This window comes from uncultured Clostridium sp. (assembly GCF_947072515.1).
In the GTDB taxonomy this organism is placed as follows: domain Bacteria; phylum Bacillota; class Clostridia; order Clostridiales; family Clostridiaceae; genus Clostridium.
Genome location: NZ_CAMTIG010000031.1, coordinates 1 through 21,441 on the forward strand (window position 1 = coordinate 1; position 21,441 = coordinate 21,441).

Here is a 21,441-nt window from a genome sequence, read left to right on the forward strand (position 1 = left end):
TTAAGTGTCCATTCTTCACAATTCCATATGTCTGTTACTACGTCTCTATAGAATTCAGGTTCATGGGAAACTAAAAGTATTGTTCCTTTATATTCTTTTAATGCTCTTTTTAGTTCGTCTTTTGCATCTTGGTCTAGATGGTTTGTAGGCTCATCTAGGATTAAGATGTTTGTTTCTATATTAAGGATTTTGCATAGTCTAACTTTTGCTGCTTCTCCTCCTGATAGAACTCTTATTTTTGATTCTATTTGTTTACTTGTTAATCCACATTTTGCAAGAGCTGCTCTTATTTCGTATTGTGTTTTGCTTGGGAACTCATTCCATACCTCTTCTATACAAGTATTGTTATTCCCTTCTCTATCTTCTTGCTCAAAGTACCCTATTTCTTGATAGTCTCCTTGATGTACTACTCCTTCTAAAGGCTTTAATTTTCCAAGTAAGCTTTTTAGAAGTGTTGATTTTCCAAGACCATTTGCTCCAACAAGTGCAACTTTTTGACCTCTTTCTAAGTAAAGATCTAATGGTTTTGTAAGTGGCTTATCGTATCCTATAACTAATCCTTCAGTTTCAAATACTACCTTTCCAGCTGTTCTTCCTTGTCTAAAGTTAAACTCTGGTTTTGGTTTCTCTTCCATAAGCTCTATTCTATCCATTTTATCAAGTTTCTTTTGTCTTGATTTTGCCATTCCTGTAGTTGCAACGTTAGCTTTGTTTCTAGCAACGAAGTCTTCAAGTCTTGCAATTTCTTTTTGTTGCTTTTCATAAGCTTGCTCATGTCTCTTTTTATTGTCGTCATATATTCTCTTAAACTCATAGTAGTCTCCTACATAACGAGTAAGTTTTCTTTCTTCAACATGGTAAATTAAGTTTACAACTTCATTTAAGAATGGAATATCATGAGATATAAGTATAAATGCATTCTCAAAGTTTTGTAAGTATCTTTTTAGCCATACTATATGTTCTTCATCTAAGTAGTTAGTAGGCTCATCTAAAAGAAGGATATCTGGATTTTGAAGAAGTAATTTTCCAAGAAGAATTTTTGTTCTTTGTCCTCCTGATAAATCATCTACATCTTTTTCTAATCCTAAGTCTAAAAGTCCTAAACCTTTAGCTATTTCTTCTACTTTTGCATCTATAAGATAGAATCCATTATTATCAAGCATATCTTGAATAACAGCAGTTCTTTCTAACATTTTATTTAATTCCTCTTCAGTGCATTCTCCCATCTTTCCGTATAATTCATTCATTTCTGTTTCTAAATCGAAAAGATATTTAAATGCATCTCTTAGAGCATCTCTTATGCTTGTTCCTTTTTCTAGTGCAGCATGTTGATCCATGTATCCAACTCTAACGTTGTTAGACCAAATTACATCTCCTTCATCTGGCATAAGCTTTCCTGTTATTATATTCATAAAAGTTGACTTACCTTCTCCATTTGCTCCAATAAGCCCAACGTGTTCACCTTTTAAAAGTCTAAATGATACTTCTTCAAAGATAGCTCTATCTCCAAATCCATGATTCACATTTTTTACTGTAACTATACTCATTTCTTCCTCCTAGTTTATATATATATTCATTTTATAGTTTAAATTATTGTATATCCTTTGTAAAGGAGTGTATTACTAGTTTTACTTAATTTTCTCCCATAGTGTTTTCTTTATGACCACATGTTTTACATTTATAATACTTTTTTCCATATTGATTATTATCATATGCATATTTATATTCTTCTAATATATCTCCACAAACTGGACAAATTCTTTTTTCTTCACTCATATTTTTTCTCCTTATTTTCTCTATATAATATATTAAACTATCATTTATATTAAAATCAAGTTCTATTATAAACCTTTAGCATTTTCTTTTTTAAATTTCAAATGATTTTCCCTTTCTTTTATCTATAAGAAAAAAGCTAACCATAAGAATTTATCTTAGATTAGCTTTTTAATTTATCCTATTTTAGTAAATTTATTTACTAGTATAAATTTGCTTTCTCCTACAGGAATATATTCTATTTTGATTTTATCTCCAGTTGAACTTAATGCCACTTCTCTAGCTGTTTCTGTAGATACTGAGAAGATTTCATCTTTTCCTTTTAGTTTTATATCGTAAATACTTGTACCTTCTTTTACGATTAACCCGATTCTTTCGATTTCACCTTCTATTGTTTTTCCTGTATTACTTCCTTCTAAAGAGATATTTGTATTAGTTAATGCTTCCAAATATCTATTTAATGTAGATTGAAGAGAATCTCCAACTGCTACTGTATTGTAGTTTTTCACATTAACCATTGCATATTGCTTTACAAGTCCATTTGCATCTTTTAATGTTGTAAAGTAAGTTGGTTCATTTTGTATATTTATAAGATATGGGAAAGTAGCTGTATATTTATATTGTTGTACTTTTCCTTCTGCTGATTTCATAGCTGCTTCTTCTGTAGCTCCAGCTGTTTTATATAAAGTAGTTTTTCCTGTCTTTGTATTAGTTAAAGTAAATCCTACTAATCCTTCATCATTTCCTACTGAAGTTATTCCTGTATAATAGAAACATTCATTATTATTATAAATTAAGTTCATTCCATCAGTAGTTTTTAATTTATCTTTATCACTAAAGTTTAAAACTCCATGAACTAAAGTTCCCCATTTATCTATATGTCTTTTTATAAATTCAGTTGGTTGTATTCTATCTACCCATTTTGGCATATCTTCTATATTATATATATTGCTTTCACCTGTTTGTACATCTATAATTAATGCACCTATAGCTTCTTGCTCTACTACACCTATTCCAGTATCATATCTTGTAATTACATAGTATGGTCTACCATTATCATCTAATTCAAATGTATAATCAGTATGTCCTGCTTTCATATCTCTAAGAAAAGCTGCTCTTTTTAAATCACTTAATAGATATGATGATTCTAAATATTTAAGTCTTAAAGGCTTTCCATCAATTTCAGTAACAAGTTTTACATCATTTTGATTTGTTGCACTAACCATAATATATCCTGATGTTCCATCACTATTAGCAAACCATTTAAATAAAGATGAATGTTCTAATGGTCCTACATAATATAATTTTCCTCCAACACTTTGAAGTGTTAATTTTCCAACTTGAACTTGGCTTCCAAGACTTGGAATTTCCCCTAGCTTTTTATCTGCAAGTTTCATAGCTAATTCTTCATCAATAGTTGGTAATTGATTTAAATCAATATATTTAATTTCATTTGTAAAATTAATATTTTCTACTCCCCCTATTAAGTCTCTATGCTTTTGATAACTTAATATAGGACTAAATATAATATTCGTAACTATAAATATCATTCCTACTATTACCCCTATGCCTATATACTTTTTAGCCATATGAGTTATTCCATAAATAATAGCTATTCCTGCAAAAGTAAGAACTATTTTTCCAAAGCTTAATGTTACATCTAAAATAAGATCACTATTTAACAGAGATGCTAGTCCAACTACTATATACCCTATAATAAGCCATTTTAAGAATCCCCCTATACTTCCTCTATCCTTTGTTATATTTCTTCCCTTATCTTTAGCCTTATTTATAAAACTAAAAATATCATTAAAATCTCCCTTAAAATCATCATTACCCATAATTATTTCCCCCTTACCTCTTCATAAATTGTTAACATTATATCATAATGAGATATTCGTTACTACATATATCCTTTAAAAAAGAATCCTTTTTTAAGAATTCTTTTTCCTTTTATATTTTTTCTATCATTTAATTTATTAGATTATATTTTTATTTAAAATCTTCAATTCTTATAATGTTATCTATCTTTTTAACAGAGTTTAATTCATAAATTTCATCTATTGCTTCAATTATTTGAGATTCTTTAGTATAGTGAGTAACTAATACTAATGTTACGGCTCCATCTGCCTCTTCTCCCTTTTGTATAACTGATCTTAAGCTTACACTGCTGTCTCCAAATATTGTAGTAATTCTTCCTAAAACTCCTGACTCATCATATACTCTCATTCTGATGTAGTATTTACTTTCTACACCTCTCATATCTCTAAATCTTTTTTTCCATAGATTATTTTTTACTACTAAATTTAAATTATCTATATCTATATTATTTTTTAATATTGTTATCATATCACTAACTACTGCGCTACCTGTAGGTAAATCTCCTGCTCCTCTACCGTAAAACATTAAATCACCTACAGCATTTCCTTTTATTAAAACTGCATTAAATGAATCGTATACATTTGCTAAAGGATGGTTTTTAGGTATCATTGCAGGATGAACTCTAAGTTCTAGCTTGCCTTTTTTATCTTTAACTATAGCTAGCAGTTTAATGACCATATTAAATCCCTTTGCATATTCCATATCTATAGGTTTTATATTACTTATTCCTTCTCTATATACATTTTCAATATCTACTTTAGTTCCAAAAGCTAATGATGATAGTATTGCTATTTTATATTTTGCATCATATCCTTCAATGTCTGATGTTGGATCTTCTTCTGCATACCCTTTTTCTTGTGCTTCTTTTAATGCCGTGTTAAAATCTAAGCCTTCAACTTCCATTTTAGTTAAAATGTAATTTGTAGTTCCATTTATGATTCCATACATTTCTTCTACTTTATTTGCTGTAAGGCTTTCATTTATTCCTTGTATTATAGGAATACCTCCTGCTACAGAAGCTTCATATTGAAACATTGTTCCCATTTCATCTGCTTTTTTAAAGAGTTCATCTCCCTCTGTTGCAATAAGCATTTTATTTGCTGTTACTATATGTTTTTTTCTTTCTATACATTTTATTAAATAATCTTTTGCTGGAGAAACTCCACCCATAACTTCAATAACTATTTTTATAGATTCATCTTCTAATATTTCATTAAAATTTGTAGTTAGTAAGTCCTTATTGATATGAACTCCTCTATCTTTTTCTTTATCTCTAACTAATACCTTTGCAACTTCTATATCATATCCTGAACGTTTAACTATCTCATCTCTGTTAGAATTTAGAATCATCCATACACCCCTGCCTACATTTCCAAGTCCAAGAAGTGCAATTTTAACTTTTTTCATTTTGTATCTCCCCTCTCATATGATTTTTACCCTAAATTTATAATCTCATTATACATCCTTTTGGATATTTTTTCCATATTATAAGGGATAAACTTTTATTTTTATACATTTTAATAATTTTGTATAAAAAAAATGCCAATCTCTTATGAGATTGACATTTCCTATTAATTTTAATCTTAATTTAAAACTCTTCTTGCCGAACCGATTAAGCTCCATGGCACATTGCATATTCTAACATAAGCATGTGAATGTGGAGATACAATCCATTGTCCATTACCAATATACATTCCTACATGTACATCACCTTTAAAGAATAATAAATCTCCAGGTCTAACATCATTTAATGATACAGCTCTACCAGCAGTTGCTTGCTGATATGTTGTTCTTCCTATATTTATACCAACTTGACTAAATGCCCAATCCATAAGTCCTGAACAATCAAATCCTCTGTATCCATGATTAACATATTGTGCTGGTACATTATAGTCTCCTGCATTTGCTTCTCCTGGGAACTCATTTGATAATTGTTGTAAAAGTGAAGTTGTTACATATTGTCCTGAGCCTCCCCATACATAAGGTGCTCCAACTTCTTCTTTTAATATAGAGAATACTGTTTCAAATGTTGCATTGTTTGTTGATACACTTGAAGTATTACTATTATTATTATTTGTAGTTGCCGTTTTATTGTTTGAATTACTATTTGAGTTATTTGAAGTATTTGTAGCATTATTAGTATTTACAGATAAATTTGCGTTTACTAACTTATTAGTAAATTTTATATATTGTCCGTATACATAACCAATTTGTCCGTTATTATTAATCTTATACCAATTTCCGGTCTTTGCTAAAACTTTAACTCCTTGTCCATTTAAAAGATATCCAACTACTGAAGAGTTAGTATCAGCTGCACTTCTTATTCTTAATGATGAATTAATGTTGATTACTTGTCCAAATTTATTTGAGTAAGTAATTACTCCATTATTTTGATCATTCTTTATTGCAGTATGAACATCACTTGGTTTAACACCATTTACAATATTGATATATGATGAATATACATATCCTGTATTTCCATTATCTAATTTGATTCTATACCAGTTACCTTGCTTTCCTGTAATATTAACATTTTGCCCGTTTAAAAGGTATCCAATTACAGAACAATTAGTATTAGGTGCTGTTCTTACTCTTAAGTTTGCACTTATGTTTGCAACTTGTCCTACTGCATTTTCAGTTGTAATCTGTGGAGTACTAGCAGTAGTATTCTTTTGACTATTGCTATTATTATTTTGTTGTACTGCAGCTTTATTTGATGTTGTAGCAGTAGTTGTATTTGTCTTTACTGATGTATTTGCACTAGTATTATTAGCTTTTACTGTATTTGTATTTTTAACAGTATTATTTTCTTTTGATGTATTTGTCTTATTATTAGTTTTCACTGTACTTTGAGGTAGAGATTTTACTAATTTAACATAATCTCCAAATACATATCCTGTTACACCATTTGCAGAAATTTTATACCAATCTCCAACTTTTGCAACTATTTTAAATCCTGCACCATCTTGTAATGCACCTACAATGGAACTATTAACTGTTGCTCCACTTCTTATTCTTAATCCTACAGGAACAGTAACTTCACCAAATGTATTTTCTGGCACTACTGTATTATTTGCTGCTTGTTTAACTGTATTATTTGTTGTTTGCTTAACTGTACTATTTGTTACTTTGTTATTTGCTGTGTTATTTACTACTTTATTATTTACTATTTCTGTAGAACTTGTAGGATTAACTTTAGCTGTTGTTTTATTTTGTACTGTAGTGTTTTGTACTGTGCTAGTTACTTCTTTTGCTGTATTATTTACAGGCTTATTTACATTTGAATTAGCCATATTACCATCTACTGTTGGTATTGTAGCTGTATTCGTTAATGTTTGAATATAATCAACACAAACATATCCACTAGTTCCATTTCCTAAATCAATTTTATACCAATCATTATCTCTTCCAATTATATGAACTTTATTTCCTTCATATAATGTTCCAATAACATTACTCTTTGTAGTTGCTGATGTTCTTACTCTTAAGTTAGTACGTACATGTACAACTCCACCAACTTCTGATTTTTTTACTACATTGTTGTTTGGTGCATTAGTAACTACTGGCTTATAGTTTATATATTGTCCATCAACATATCCTATTTGTCCATCATAGTTTACTTGATACCATCCATTAGTTTGTCCAATAACATTTATAGCTTGTCCATTTATGAAATATCCTAACACTTCATTGTTAGTTGAAGGTCCGCTTCTAAATCTTAAGTTTGTTTGTATATTTATAACTGTACCAGTTCCAATAGATTCTCCATTATTCCAAGTTTTAGAAGGTTTATTAAGTTGAGTAACATATTCACCATATACGTATCCATATGAACCGTTAAATTCAATCTTATACCAATTACCTTCTTTAGAAATTATATTGAATTCATTTCCATTTTTTAAATAGCCAATTACTCTATTGTTTATAGAAGCTCCCTGCCTAACTCTTAAACCTGATGTAACATTTACAACTTTTCCTTTGTTCATATAAGTTTTCATGTTTTTTGATTTAGTATTACCTTTACTTAGGGTATCAGCATGTGCAGTAATTGCACTTTTAGCCATTACTAAAGTTGCACTTGTTGATGCAGCTAATACTAAAGCAACTGCTTTTTTGTTTTTCATTCGTAATCTCTCCAATTTAAAAATTTCTCTTTATTTTAATTTTTTATTCTTTTGTAACCTTTAACTCTTATTATTCTATAATATACCATTTTAATGTAATCTTAAAGATTTTATTTTAATTTTTTTGTAACCTTTATAATATAGTAATATTTTGTTAATAGTTTAGAAAAGAAATCTTTCTCACTCATTCCATTTTTATCTTAAAGAACTTCTCTTAATTTTGAAACTTCCAAGTAAAATTCTCCTATAGTTCCATGTTTAGGATTTTTAGAATTTTTTTTGTGAAAATCACTTCCTGCTGAATATTTTATTTTATTTTTTATGGCAAAATTTATAAAATATTTTATTTTTTCATCTGTATGTCTAGGATGAATTGCCTCTATTCCATCAATCCCTAATTTAACTATTTCCTTTAAGTCTTCCTCTAATATTTTTACTGGATGTGCTATAAATATTTTAGCTCCTAAACTTTTCAATAAAGCTATCCCATCTTTTACATCTAATCTTTTATCACCTTTTTTTATATTTAATTTTCCTTTATACACTTCTTCTATTTCATCTACTTTTTGTCTTCTTACTCTTGACAATATTTCCTTTACTAACACTTCATTATATCCTTTTCTAAAATATCCTAAAAGATGAATTTGCTTTCCTTTGTATCTTGTAGATAATTCAACTCCTGCTATAACTCTAACTCCAAGCTTTTTTCCTTCTATTTGTGCCTCTTTAACACCTTCCATTGTATTATGGTCTGTTATTGCAATACATTTAATATTATTTTCTTTTGCTAACTTTACAACTTCCCTTGGTGTAAGTCTACCATCAGAAGCTGTAGAATGAATGTGTAAATCAATTTTCATCTTCCTTATCCTTTTAAATTTCTTTAATACTATTTTATTCGCCTTTTTATATTTTGTTATAGAAAATCCTAGATTCTATACAGAATATATTTATAGTCTAAAATAAGAATTTAAAATATTAATAATACATATTTTAAATTCTCCGCCAATAATACTTTTAATTAATTTTCAATTTATATTTTTATAAATTGAAAAGAGAGGCTAATGCCCCCCTTTTATTTTAATTTAGACTTCTCTTCAGTTTTTTCTTTCTTTTCTACTTTAGTTTCAGTAGTTTTTTCTGCTTCTTTTTTTACTTCACCTTCATCTTTTGATGTTTCTTTACTTTTTAAACCTTCTTTTTTTACTCCACTTTCATCTTTTGATGTTTTTTTACTTTTTGGAGTTTCTTTTTTCACTTCATTTTCACCATTTAATGTTTCTTTACTTTTTGAATCTTCTTTCTTTACTGGTGCTTCCTTCTTTACTGAATCTTCTTTTTTACATTTATTTTCTGCACCTTTACTTACAAATAATTTTTTAGCAACTGCTTGTGGTGGAATAGATTTAGTCATTTTCTTATCTAATGTTACACAAATCATATCCCCTTCTTTTACTTCTAAATCTTTAATCTTCTTATTGCAAGTATCCTTTACATCTGTATCTTTATTACATACAATAATCATTTGAGTTTTTGTTATTTCGCATCCTTTTAAATATCCACATACTAAAAGTTTTGTTTCCTTTGTTTCTTCACATTTTTGAATTTTTACAACCTCTCCTACAAAACTCGTTTCTTTTAGTGGGTTTGCAAAAGCTGTAGCTCCAAACACTCCTAAAAATAATAATAATGATACTAAACTTCTTTTGATTTTTTTGTTCATTCTTATTCCTCCTTATAAATCAATACAAAAATTATTGTCTCTTAAGGAGTGTATTTTTATTCATTTTTAATTCAGGTAATTTATACCTGTCTACTTTGAACCTTTTCTGACCTTTATTCTTTTTAAAATATAAAAGGCACTCTAATAATAGAGTGCCTGATTTATTAATCTTCTTTTTTTACATTTATAGCTATTCCAAGTTCTTCTAATTGTTTCGCATCAGCAACGTTTGGTGCTTCACTTAAATAACAATATGCATTTTGGTTTTTAGGGAATGCAATAACATCTTTAATGTTTTCTGTTCCAGCTAAGAACATTATCATTCTATCTAATCCAAAAGCTAATCCTCCATGTGGTGGTGGACCAAACTTAAATGCATCTATTAAGAATCCAAATCTTTCTTGTGCTGATTCTTCTGTAAATCCAAGTGCCTTAAACATTCTTTGTTGTAATTTAGCATCATGAATTCTTATAGAACCTCCACCTAACTCTTCACCATTAAGAACTAAGTCATATGCTTTAGATCTTACTTTTCCTGGTTCAGTTTCTATCATATCTAAATCTTCATCCATTGGTGCTGTGAATGGGTGGTGACATGCAGTATATCTTTCTTCTTCTTCACTGTACTCAAATAATGGGAATTCAGTAATCCAAGTAAAGTTAAATTCAGTTTTATCTTTTATTAAGTCTAACTTTTTAGCTAATTCTAATCTTAAAGCACCTAAACTTTGTAAAACTACAGAGTCCTTGTCTCCTACTATTAGAACTAAATCACCTTTATTTGCTGAACAAGCATTTAAAAGTTTTTCCATTTCTTCATCTTTGAAGAATTTAGCTATTGGTGATTGGATTCCATCTTCTTTGTTCTTAATCCAAGCTAATCCTTTAGCTTTGTAAGTTTTAACAAACTCACCTAATCTATCTATATCTTTTCTTCCCATTTCTGCTCCACCTTCTACTACAAGGCATCTTACAGAACCACCATTTGCTATAGCGTCAGAGAATACTTTAAATTCAACATCTTTAACAGCTTCTGTTAAGTTTTGAATTTTCATTCCAAATCTTAAATCTGGTTTATCTGAACCATAGCTATCCATAGCTTCAGCAAAAGTCATTCTTTTAATTGGAAGTTTTACTTCGTGTCCTAATACAGTTTTAAATACATGAGAGATTAATCCTTCATTTAAAGCTATAATATCTTCTTGCTCTACAAAACTCATTTCTAAGTCTACTTGTGTAAATTCAGGTTGTCTATTTGCTCTTAAATCTTCATCTCTGAAACATTTAACTATTTGATAGTATCTATCAAATCCTGACACCATTAATAATTGTTTAAATATTTGAGGTGATTGTGGTAATGCATAAAACATACCTGGATAGTTTCTTGAAGGAACTAAATAGTCTCTTGCACCTTCTGGAGTACTCTTAGTAAGCATTGGTGTTTCAACTTCTAAGAATCCATGATTATCTAAATAATCTCTAATTGCTTTAGATGCTCTATTTCTTATCATAAAGATATTTTGCATATCTGGTCTTCTAAGGTCTAAATATCTATATTTAAGTCTTATATTTTCTGCTGCATCTAAGTCTTCTTTTATATATATTGGTGGAGTTTCTGATTCTGAAAGAATTTTTATATCCTCACATTTAAGCTCTACCATTCCTGTTTTTAAATCTTTATTAGGAGCTGATCTTAAAACTATTTCACCAGTTACAGCGATACAGTATTCACTTCTAACCCCTTTTGCTTTTTCAAATATATCTTCAGGGACATCATCACCAAATACTACTTGCATAATACCTGTTCTATCTCTTAAATCAATAAATTGTAAGCCTCCAAGCTTTCTATTTCTTTGAACCCATCCCATAAGAGTTACTTTTTTACCCTTATGTTCTTCTCTAGGTTCACCACACATCATTGTTCTTTTTAGTCCATTTAGCGCTTCTGCCATGTGACGTTCCTCCATATCTATATTAAATTATTTTTGGCTTTTTATTATATCTTTTATTTCTTCAAGATTGTCTAAGTTTATTTCAAACTCTTGCCTATCGCTCATTCTTTTGATTTTAGCACTTTTAGTACTTAATTCATCATCACCAATAACAAGGTTAAATAAAGCTCCAATCTTATTTGCAAATTTCATTTCAGCTTTAAAGCTTCTTCCTGCATGATTTATTTCTGCATTAACTCCAAGTTCTCTTAATTCATGAGCTAATTTAAATGCATACATTTTTCCTTCATCACCTCTAGCAGAAATATATAATTCTATATAATCTTCTTTTGGCACTTCTATATTTTCATCTTCTATTGTAGCAATAAGTCTTTCTATTCCCATTCCAAACCCTACAGCTGGCATTTCTGGTCCACCAATTTCTTCAATTAGCTTATCATATCTTCCACCACCACAAACTGTATAATCATCATTTAAGATTTCAAATATAGTTTTTGTGTAGTAATCTAATCCTCTAACAATTCCTGGATCAACTGCATAAGGAATATTTAAAACATCTAAATATTTCTTTACATTTTCAAAATGGTCATTACAGCTTTCACAAGTATAATCTAAGATTATAGGTGCATTTTTAGTTATTTCTTTACATGATTTTTCTTTACAATCTAATATTCTCATAGGATTTTTTTCAAATCTTGTTTTACAAGTATCGCAAAGAGAATCATAATTTTCTTCTAAGAATTTCTTTAATGCTTCATTGTATTTAGGTCTACATTCTGGACATCCTAAGTTGTTCATGTTTAACTTTAAACTTCTTAATCCAACTTTTTTAAGAACTCCCATAGCTAAAGCCATAACTTCTGCATCCATAGAAGGCTCTTTAGAACCAAACATTTCAACTCCAAATTGATGGAATTGTCTATATCTACCTTTTTGTGCTTTTTCATATCTAAAACATGGTGTTATATAGTATAACTTTGTTGGTTGAGCTTCATTGAATAATCTGCTTTCAATAAAAGCTCTAACTGCTGGTGCAGTTCCTTCTGGCTTTAATGTGATGCTTCTATCACCTTTATCTTTAAAAGTGTACATCTCTTTTTGAACTATATCTGTAGTTTCTCCAACACCTCTTAAAAATAATTCAGTGTGTTCAAATACAGGTGTTCTTATTTCCTTAATACCAAAATTTTTAGATATTTCTCTAAATATATTTTCAACATAGTGCCATTTATATGCTTGTTCAGGAAGCATATCTTTAGTACCCTTTGGTGCTTGTATTTCCACTATTAGCCCTCCTTATAAACAGTATCAAGAACCTTTATTTTTCTTTCAACCATTTCATCTAATCTTTTTATATACTCCATAACACCTTTTACATTTGGAAATCTTTCTATCTTATTATTTTTTAAATCTATAATCTTAGAAACTCCATCTGCTCCTAGTGCTATGATAGTTTGCTTTTCTTCTATCATTTGAATGTTATATATACATTCTTTTCCCTTCTTAGAATACCCCAAGTTTTCCATATTTCCAACCATATTTTTTTGTCTATACATATAATATGGTTTTATTTCTAATTCTTTAGCTAAATTTTCAACTTCTAAAAACATATCTAAAATCTCATCTTGTTCTTGCATTCTAAGACCTTTTTTTAATATAAAGTTTTCATGTAGTGTTGAGCCTCTTTTTAAAGATAATCCATGTATAGTTACACTATCTGGCTTTAATTTTTTTATTTCCCCAACTGTATGTTTAACCTGTTCTAGACCTTCTCCTGGTAAACCTAGGATTAAATCCATATTAATATCTTTAAAACCTATCTCTCTAGCTTCTTTAAATACATCTATAACACTTTGTGAGTCATGACCTCTTCCTATTAATGCTAATGTTTTATCATTCATAGTTTGAGGATTTACGCTTATTCTATCTACATTATATTTTTTCATAGCCATAAGCTTATCTCTAGTTATAGAATCTGGTCTCCCACACTCCACTGTGAATTCTTCTATATCTCTATTTTCTATAAAGGCTTTATAAATATCTTCCATTAAACTTCTAAACTCATCATTTGATACAGCTGTTGGTGTTCCTCCACCAAAATATACCGTTTGAATTTTTAAGTTTCTCATATTTATATATTTCTTAATCTCTTTTATTTCCCTTTTTAAAGCTTTTAAATAAGGTTCTACTAAGTTCTTATTTGCACCTATAGGATTAGATGCAAATGAACAGTAGACACATCTTGTAGGACAAAATGCCATTCCTACATATATAGATATCTTTTTAGAGTCTTTATTAACAAAAGAAGCTTCAGACTTTGCTACATCTATACATAGTTTAGATTTATCTTCTCTCATCAATTTTTCTCTTTTTAATATTTCTATAATTTCTTCTTCCCTTTTTCCCTCGTTTAAAAACTTCAAAGCTATTTTAGAAGGTCTAATTCCAACTAAAATTCCCCAAGGATATTCTTTTCCTGTTAAAGTTTTAAGACTAATAAAAATACATTTTTTCAAACTTATTTTTATATCATCATAAATTTTTTCCTTAAAGATGAAATCTTTATTTTTAAAAACAACTTCATCTTCATTTATATTTACTATATAATCAGCTTCCGTTACTTTATCTACAAATTTTATTTCGTCTAATGGAAAATAAATATTAAACATGTTATATACATCTATTCTGTATTTTAACTGGTTTAAATTTATATTCATAATTTCTCCTTAATTTAAAAATGGATTCATTTTCTTTTCAAATCCTATTGTTGTTTTTGGTCCATGTCCTGGGTATACTTCTACATCATCACCAATATTTAATAGTTTTAAGTTTATGCTTTTAATTAATTCATTCATATCTCCACCTGGGAAATCTGCTCTTCCAACAGAACCTTGAAATAAAGTATCACCTGAAATCAATTTTCTATCTCCTAGATAGCATACTCCACCTTTTGTATGTCCTGGAGTATGAATAACTTTAATCTCTATATCATCTAAATTTATAACATCTCCATCACAAAGGAATTTATCTGCTTTTTCTAAGTTACCAAATACAGTATTATCGTTTTTAACATAAGCGTCTTCATTTTCATTCATATAAAAAGGTATTTTATATTTATCTTGTAGTTCTTTAACAGCTCCTACATGATCAAAATGAGCGTGTGTTAAAAGAATAAATTTAGGAGTTACTTTTAACTCTTCTATCTCTTTTTCTATTTTAGAAAATTCATCTCCTGGATCTACTATTGCGCAAGAGTTTGTTTTTTCATTTATTAATAAATAGCAATTTTCTTCATACATTCCTGTTACGATAGTTTTTACTAACATAAATATATCCTCCTTAAAACTCCTTAGAACTTTCTAAAAGTATAGTTACTGGTCCATCATTTTGAATATTTACTTTCATATCAGCACCAAATTCTCCACTTTGCACCTTTAACCCTTCTTCTTTCATCATTTCTAAGAATTCCTCATATAATTCTTTTGCTTTTTTAGGTTCCATAGATTTCATAAAATTAGGACGTCTTCCTTTTCTACAATCTCCATAAAGAGTAAATTGTGATATTATAAGTATTTCCCCTCCAATATCTTTTAATGATAAATTCATTCTCTCTTTATCATCTTCAAAAACTCTTAAGTTTAAAACTTTATCTCTTATATATTTTAAATCTTCAATGGTATCATCTTCTTTTAAGGCAACTAAAACATTTAGCCCTTTATTTATACTTCCAATTATTTTAGAATCTACTTCTACACTAGATTCTAAAACTCTTTGAACTACTGCCCTCATTTTATCAACTCTCTTCTTTAACTATTCATTCTATAGACATCTATAACTCCAGAAATATGTCTTATTTTCTTTATTATTTCTTTTAATTGATCTATAGATTTAATTTTAACTTTTAAATTTACAATTGCAACATTTCCTTTAGCGGAATTTGCATTTAATGATGTTAGCATTAATCCTGCTTCATTTATAATTGTCATTAAATCTGATAGTATACCTAATCTATCATCTGCTTTTATTTGAACTTCTGCTATATATGCAGACTTTTTATCCTCTCCAAAGCTAGCTTCTAAAACCTTCTCTGGATCTTCTGCTATTAAAGCCTTAAGATTAGAGCAATCTTTTCTATGAATAGATACTCCTCTACCTTTAGTTATATATCCTAAAACCTCATCTCCTGGAACTGGATTACAACATCTAGCAAATCTAACCATTATATTATTTAAGCCCTTTACTGTAACACCATAATCTTTCTCTTTAGGAACATTCTTATTTCCTTTATTTAATTGTTCTTCTACTTGCTTATCTTCTGTTTCTTTAGTTATTTTTTCTATTACATTTAATCCTAGTTCTTCTTTTACTTTTTCAACAAAAGAATGTGCATTTATAATACCTGTTCCTACATTTCCATATAGTTCATCCGTTGAATGAACATTATATTTCTTTTGAATCTTTTCATTCTGTACTGCTTTATTAACAAAAGTAAATGCAACTTTACTTTTTTTAAATTCTTTTTCAAGTAATTCTCTTCCATAAGAAATATTTTCTTCTCTTTTAGCTCTTTTAAACCATTGTCTTATTTTACTTTTTGCTTGATTACTTTTAGCTATGCTAACCCAATCTCTCTTAGGTCCATTTGCAACACGTGAAGTTATAATTTCAACAATTTCACCAGTTTTCAGCTTACAATCTAAAGCAACAATCTTTCCATTAACTTTAGCACCTATACACTTATTTCCGATATCCGTATGTATTCTATATGCAAAATCTATTGGTGTAGAACCACTTGGAAGATTTATAACAACCCCTTTAGGTGTAAATACAAAAACTTCATCTGAGAAAAGGTCTATTTTAAAGCCTTCCATAAACTCTTCTGCATCTGATGTTTCTTTTTGCCACTCTAACATATCTCTAAGCCATGCAAGTTTAGTTTCAAAATTCATTTCTTTAGTTTCTTCAGCACCTTCTTTATACTTCCAGTGTGCTGCTATACCATACTCAGCAACTTTATGCATTTCAAAAGTTCTAATTTGAATTTCGAATGTTTTCCCTTGTGGTCCAATTACTGTTGTATGTAACGATTGATACATATTAGGTTTTGGCATTGCAATGTAATCTTTAAATCTTCCTGGAATAGGTTTATATATTGTATGAACTATTCCTAGAACTCCATAACAATCTTTTACTGAATTTGCTAATACCCTTATTGCTGTTAAGTCAAAGATTTGTTCAATATTTTTATTTTTCTTAACCATTTTTCTATATATAGAATAGAAATGTTTTGGTCTACCATCTATATCCGCATCTATTCCTGCATCTTCTAAATTGCTTCCTAAATCCTCTACTATAGATGCTATATATTGTTCTCTTTCAACTCTTTTTTCAGCAATCTTAGATACTAAATCATAATATTCTTCTTCATGAAGATATCTAAAAGATAAATCCTCAAGTTCCCATTTTATTTTAGACATACCTAACCTATGTGCTAATGGAGCATAAATTTCTAATGTTTCTTTTGCTTTTACTTTTCTTTTCTCTTTTGCCATATATTTAAGTGTTCTTAAATTATGAAGTCTATCTGCTAACTTAATAATAATAACTCTTATATCTTTTGCCATTGCTAAAAGCATTTTTCTAACATTATCAGCTTGCTGCTCTTCTTTTGTTTTATATGTTATTTTTCCAAGCTTTGTGACTCCATCTACTAGATTTGTAATTTCTTCGCCAAATATACCTTTCATTTCATCATAAGTACACTCAGTATCTTCTATTACATCGTGAAGTAGTCCTGCAACTATTGTATCTGTATCCATACCTAGTCCTGCTAATATAGTCGCCACCTCAATAGGATGTGTTATGTATGGTTCACCGGAAACTCTCATTTGGCCTTCATGAGCTTTTTCTGCAAGTTCATATGCCTGGGTTACCTTATCTATATCTACATTATGACAATTTTTATTTATTTCTTTTATTAATGTTTCCATCATAGTAGAATTTCGCTCCCTTAAAAGTAATTTTCATTTAGAAATCTCTAAAATCAACGGCTGGTTTATAAAACCAGCCGTGTTCTTACTTACCATTATATATTATTAAACTTAGATTTTCAATGTTTTAGATATCATATTTAACTAATGACATTACATCATACTTCTCTAATTTAGCTTTCCCATTTAACTCTGTTAATTCAATAACAAAATCCATAGAAATTACTTCTCCACCAGATATTTCTACTAACTTAGCTACGGCTTCAATTGTTCCCCCTGTAGCTAAAAGGTCATCAATTATTGCAACTCTTTGTCCTTTTTTAATTGCACCTTTATGAATTTGTAATGAATCAGTTCCATATTCTAAAGCATAATCTACACTTACAGTTTCTCCTGGTAATTTTCCTGGCTTTCTTACTGGTACAAATCCAGCTCCTAATGCATACGCAACAGGCACTCCAAATATAAATCCTCTTGCTTCAGGTCCTACTACTAAATCAATTTTTTTATCTTTTAAATATTCTACTATTGCATCTACTGAAGCTCTTAGACCTTCTCCATCACCTATTAATGTTGTAATATCCTTAAAACTTATACCTTCTTTTGGAAAATTCTCTACTATTCCTATCTTCTCTTTAAAATCCATAACTTTATACCTCCATATATTAATTTTTTTGTTTACTTATATTATGTAAATATTTAACTATTTGAGCTGCTCTATCAGAATCAATTGTTGTAAGTAACTCTAATATGATTCGCCCATTGTTTATCATCCCAACGGTGCTAATGGTAGGTGTAATAAAATTAATTATTTCATCTATTCCATCTTCAATATTCTCTATATTATTATAATCGATAATTGCACGTAATCCTATATTTTTAGTATTCTCCAAAATCCCCTTGCCTTCCTTTAAAATAATTCCATTTTCCCCTTTAAAAATTATTTTAGGATAAAGTTCCCATCTGGTACCTAAAAATATCAAGTCTAAGTATTTATTTATACTCTTCATATTATAATATATTGCAATTGCTTGCATAAGCTTAAAACTCAGCAAAGACAATGGTAATGTCTTGTACCTATATTGGCAGCCTTTTTGATTTGGATTTATATAGATATATTCTTTTTTTTCATCTGTTTCTTTATTTTCTAATACTACTATATCTATATTTAAGTCCTTACAAAGACTAGCAACTTCATCTGATATTATATCTATCCCTAACGTTATAAGTAATTCAGCACCTAAAAAATCAACTTTTTCTTTTATGTTAATTGAATCTATTTTACTATCTAAATTTTCATTATCATGAATAAGATATTCTACGTCTGCATTTAAGTACTGTAATACTAAGCTTAAGGAAGCAATTGCACAAATGCTATCTACAGTATTTATTCCATAAATAACTATCTTTTTCCTGCTATTTATAGCTTCACTAACATTTTCTATAGCTTTATTCATATCTTTTAGTATAAAGGGATTATATCCCGATATATAATTAGGGCAGTATATGCTCTCCCAAAACTTTCGCATGATAATTATCTCCTTCACAAAATTAGAAAACAATAATATTATAAGTGAAAACTTTAACTTTTACAAATATTTATTTAAAAAAAATCTTCTAAACAAAGTTTAGAAGATTTTTTCACTATGGTAATATTTCAAAGTCATCCTTTTTCTTAGGCTTAACTTTACCTTTTCTTATTGATCTATCTTTTAAAAGAACCCATATTGGTGAAGCAATAAAGATTGATGAATATGCTCCTGCTGCGATTCCTACTAAAAGTGGTAATGAGAAATCTCTAACACTTGGAACAAAGATATTTACACATGCTATTGTTATAAGTGTTGTTAAAGATGTATTTATTGATCTTGTCATTGTTTGACTAACACTTCTATTTGCTACATCCTTAACAGAAGATCTCTTTATAAACTTTGAATTTTCCCTTATTCTATCAAATATAACTATACTATCATTCATAGAATATCCAACTACTGTTAAGATAGCTGCAATGAATGGTGAGTTAACAGTAATATTAAAGATAGCATAAATACTAACAGTTATCAGCATATCATGGAAAAGTGCCACTAATGCCGCTAACCCAAATTTAAATTCAAATCTTATAGCTATATAAATAAGCATACAAACAAATGCAATAGCTAAAGATTCTATAGAGCTCATCGTCATTTCACTTCCGATAGATGCTCCAATACTGTTTTGAGAGACTAATGCATTGTCTCCAACTTTAAACTCTTCTTTAAACTTAGTAAATATTTCATTTACTTCATCTGGTGTGATTTTAGCTGATGTTATTTCTAATTCATTATTACCGATAGTATTTGTTGTTGCATCATTTACATATCCATTAATAATTTCATCTGCTTTTGTTTTACTAAAATTATCTCCTAAATTAAAGACAACTTGCGTTCCACCCTTGAAGTCTATACCGAAGTTTAAACCGCCTCTATAAATCATAAAGCCTATTCCAATTACTATTACAATTAGAGATAAAGAAAACCAAATTTTCCATTTTTCAATAATCTTAAGCATTATTCTTTACCTCCTTTTTAACTCTAAAAGCACTTAACTTTCTTAGAATTCCCATATCATATGCTAAATCTAATAAGAATTTAGTTACAATTAATCCTGTAAATAAACTTACGATTATACCTATCATTAATGTTATGGCAAATCCTTTTACTGATCCAGTACCAAAGAAATAAAGAATTAACGCTGCAATCATAGTTGTCATATTTGAATCAATAATCGAACTCATTGCATTTTGATATCCTCTTTTTATGGCTGACTTTGGTGTAATTCCTTTACGAAGTTCTTCTTTCGTTCTTTCAAATATAAGAATATTCGCATCCGCGGCCATCCCTATGGTCAAGAGCAGTGCTGCTATTCCTGGTAAAGTAAGAGTTACACCTATTTCTACGAAACCTAATAAAACTAATGTTATATAGAAACATAATGCAATACTTGCAATTACCCCTGGAACTCTATAGAAGAATATCATAAATAAGAATACAATTCCTACTCCAATAATTCCTGCTTTTATAGCATTTGGAAGTGCTGAAGCACCTAACTGAGCTCCTACTGTTTGTACTGACACTTCTTTAATTGGAACTGGAAGTGCTCCTGAATTGATTAATCCAGCTAAGTTCTGAGCTGCTTGAATGTTTGATTGCCCAGTAATTTGTGCGCTTCCTCCTGCAATTTCACTTTGAACAGTCGGATCTGTTAATGTTTCATTATCCATTTTTATAGCTATTTTTTGTCCTATAAGTTCTTTTGTTGCTTCTGCAAATTTTTGTGAACCATCCTTATTGAATGTTAATGTTACTATTGGTTGATTTGTTTGTTGATCCACTTCTGCAGATGCTTTTTCTACATCTTTTCCTGTTAATAATACCTTTCCATCTGGTCCTACGAATGTAAGATTTCCTGTTTGGCTTAATGTTTTTACTATAGACTCTGAATCATATTTCCCTGGAATATCTACCCTTATTCTATTATTACCTTCTGTTGTAACAACAGTTTCTGCAACTCCAAGTTTATTAACTCTAAGTTCTATCAAGTCTTTTGTTTTTTCTAAATCTGCATGACTTACATTTGGTTCAGTAATTTCTAAAAGAACAGAAACTCCACCTTGTAAATCAAGTCCTTTAGTTATGGTTTGGTCAAAGGATTTAACCTGCCATCCGCCTATTTCAACGCCTCTAAAGCAAACAATTGCAAAAAGAATAATTGCTAGAGTGCAGATTATGAAAATAGCCGTACTTTTGCCTTTGGACTTCATCTTCATCCCCCTTTATCATATTTATAATTAATATTTTCCCAAATTAATTATAAGATTATTCTATAAAATCATATTTTTTCTTAATCTTATACATTTTCTTTAATTATTTGGTTTTTTATTTAAAACTATCTCATATTATAACATATTAATTTTTATTTATAAAGAATATGGCACATTTTATAATTTTTTCTTAATATAA

17 protein-coding genes are annotated in these 21,441 nt (G+C 29.0%); all 17 read right to left on the bottom strand.

Annotation, left to right across the window (positions count from 1 at the left end; all coding sequences use genetic code 11):
• Positions 1-1,547 (bottom strand): ribosomal protection-like ABC-F family protein (abc-f, locus tag Q0W06_RS11955; RefSeq protein ID WP_297635725.1); only part of this gene is annotated, 1,547 nt, incomplete at its 3' end.
• Positions 1,548-1,632: 85 nt separating this feature from the next.
• Positions 1,633-1,776 (bottom strand): hypothetical protein, encoded by a 144-nt coding sequence (locus tag Q0W06_RS11960; RefSeq protein ID WP_297635728.1) that lies wholly within the window; start codon positions 1,774-1,776, stop codon positions 1,633-1,635.
• 173 nt (positions 1,777-1,949) lie between these two features.
• Positions 1,950-3,614, bottom strand: a complete 1,665-nt coding sequence (locus Q0W06_RS11965) for a cell shape-determining protein (RefSeq protein ID WP_297635731.1) — start codon at positions 3,612-3,614, stop codon at positions 1,950-1,952.
• Positions 3,615-3,765: 151 nt separating this feature from the next.
• On the bottom strand, positions 3,766-5,061 hold the full coding sequence (locus Q0W06_RS11970; RefSeq protein ID WP_297635733.1) for a homoserine dehydrogenase: 1,296 nt from the start codon (positions 5,059-5,061) through the stop codon (positions 3,766-3,768).
• Between the two features lie 176 nt (positions 5,062-5,237).
• A complete protein-coding gene (locus Q0W06_RS11975; protein ID WP_297635735.1) occupies positions 5,238-7,778 on the bottom strand; it encodes an SH3 domain-containing protein in 2,541 nt (846 codons plus the stop codon).
• Between the two features lie 200 nt (positions 7,779-7,978).
• Positions 7,979-8,638 (bottom strand): PHP domain-containing protein, encoded by a 660-nt coding sequence (locus Q0W06_RS11980; RefSeq protein WP_297635737.1) that lies wholly within the window; start codon positions 8,636-8,638, stop codon positions 7,979-7,981.
• Positions 8,639-8,853: 215 nt separating this feature from the next.
• Positions 8,854-9,501 carry a hypothetical protein gene (locus Q0W06_RS11985; protein ID WP_297635739.1) on the bottom strand — a complete coding sequence of 216 codons (648 nt, stop codon included), beginning with the start codon at positions 9,499-9,501 and terminating at the stop codon, positions 8,854-8,856.
• A 164-nt stretch (positions 9,502-9,665) separates the two neighbouring features.
• Positions 9,666-11,453: an aspartate--tRNA ligase gene (aspS, locus tag Q0W06_RS11990; RefSeq protein ID WP_297635741.1), complete on the bottom strand. Its 1,788-nt coding sequence runs from the start codon at positions 11,451-11,453 to the stop codon at positions 9,666-9,668.
• Between the two features lie 27 nt (positions 11,454-11,480).
• A complete protein-coding gene (hisS, locus tag Q0W06_RS11995; protein WP_297635744.1) occupies positions 11,481-12,737 on the bottom strand; it encodes a histidine--tRNA ligase in 1,257 nt (418 codons plus the stop codon).
• A gap of 2 nt (positions 12,738-12,739) precedes the next feature.
• A complete protein-coding gene (locus tag Q0W06_RS12000) occupies positions 12,740-14,170 on the bottom strand; it encodes a coproporphyrinogen III oxidase (RefSeq protein ID WP_297635746.1) in 1,431 nt (476 codons plus the stop codon).
• A 9-nt stretch (positions 14,171-14,179) separates the two neighbouring features.
• Entirely contained in the window at positions 14,180-14,779 is a 600-nt protein-coding gene (locus tag Q0W06_RS12005; RefSeq protein WP_297635748.1) for an MBL fold metallo-hydrolase, read from the bottom strand.
• Positions 14,780-14,792: 13 nt separating this feature from the next.
• Positions 14,793-15,242 carry a D-aminoacyl-tRNA deacylase gene (dtd, locus tag Q0W06_RS12010; protein WP_297635750.1) on the bottom strand — a complete coding sequence of 150 codons (450 nt, stop codon included), beginning with the start codon at positions 15,240-15,242 and terminating at the stop codon, positions 14,793-14,795.
• A gap of 17 nt (positions 15,243-15,259) precedes the next feature.
• The gene (locus Q0W06_RS12015; RefSeq protein WP_297635753.1) at positions 15,260-17,446 is read right to left on the bottom strand and encodes a bifunctional (p)ppGpp synthetase/guanosine-3',5'-bis(diphosphate) 3'-pyrophosphohydrolase; all 2,187 of its coding nucleotides are present in this window, start codon (positions 17,444-17,446) and stop codon (positions 15,260-15,262) included.
• A 124-nt stretch (positions 17,447-17,570) separates the two neighbouring features.
• Positions 17,571-18,089 carry an adenine phosphoribosyltransferase gene (locus tag Q0W06_RS12020; RefSeq protein ID WP_297635755.1) on the bottom strand — a complete coding sequence of 173 codons (519 nt, stop codon included), beginning with the start codon at positions 18,087-18,089 and terminating at the stop codon, positions 17,571-17,573.
• Positions 18,090-18,108: 19 nt separating this feature from the next.
• A complete protein-coding gene (locus Q0W06_RS12025; RefSeq protein WP_297635757.1) occupies positions 18,109-18,972 on the bottom strand; it encodes a DHH family phosphoesterase in 864 nt (287 codons plus the stop codon).
• Between the two features lie 115 nt (positions 18,973-19,087).
• Entirely contained in the window at positions 19,088-19,990 is a 903-nt protein-coding gene (gene secF / locus Q0W06_RS12030) for a protein translocase subunit SecF (RefSeq protein WP_297635759.1), read from the bottom strand.
• Positions 19,983-21,242, bottom strand: a complete 1,260-nt coding sequence (gene secD, locus Q0W06_RS12035; protein WP_297635761.1) for a protein translocase subunit SecD — start codon at positions 21,240-21,242, stop codon at positions 19,983-19,985. The genes secF and secD overlap by 8 nt, the downstream gene beginning before the upstream one ends.
• Positions 21,243-21,441 lie beyond the last annotated feature (199 nt).